The organism is Vibrio sp. 03_296 (assembly GCF_002265885.1).
Window position 1 is genome coordinate 1 of the sequence record NZ_NPKW01001170.1, and the last position, 814, is coordinate 814.

The 814-nt window shown below is 50.2% G+C and carries 1 rRNA gene; it reads left to right on the forward strand.

Going from position 1 to position 814, the window contains the following annotated elements:
* A 23S ribosomal RNA gene (locus tag CIK04_RS30660) occupies nt 1-814 on the forward strand; the annotation flags it as partial.

Sequence of the window (814 nt, forward strand, 5' to 3'; positions counted from 1 at the left end):
TGAACCAGTACCGTGAGGGAAAGGCGAAAAGAACCCCTGTGAGGGGAGTGAAATAGAACCTGAAACCGTGTACGTACAAGCAGTAGGAGCACCTTCGTGGTGTGACTGCGTACCTTTTGTATAATGGGTCAGCGACTTATATTCAGTGGCAAGGTTAACCATCTAGGGGAGCCGTAGGGAAACCGAGTCTTAACTGGGCGYCATAGTCTCTGGATATAGACCCGAAACCGAGTGATCTAGCCATGGGCAGGTTGAAGGTTGAGTAACATCAACTGGAGGACCGAACCGACTAATGTTGAAAAATTAGCGGATGACTTGTGGCTAGGGGTGAAAGGCCAATCAAACTCGGAGATAGCTGGTTCTCCCCGAAAGCTATTTAGGTAGCGCCTCGGACGAATACTACTGGGGGTAGAGCACTGTTAAGGCTAGGGGGTCATCCCGACTTACCAACCCTTTGCAAACTCCGAATACCAGTAAGTACTATCCGGGAGACACACGGCGGGTGCTAACGTCCGTCGTGGAGAGGGAAACAACCCAGACCGCCAGCTAAGGTCCCAAATTACAGCTAAGTGGGAAACGATGTGGGAAGGCTTAGACAGCTAGGATGTTGGCTTAGAAGCAGCCATCATTTAAAAGAAAGCGTAATAGCTCACTAGTCGAGTCGGCCTGCGCGGAAGATGTAACGGGGCTAAGTTGTAAACCGAAGCTGCGGCAATGTTCTATGAACATTGGGTAGGGGAGCGTTCTGTAAGCCGTTGAAGGTGTGTTGTAAAGCATGCTGGAGGTATCAGAAGTGCGAATGCTGACATGAGTA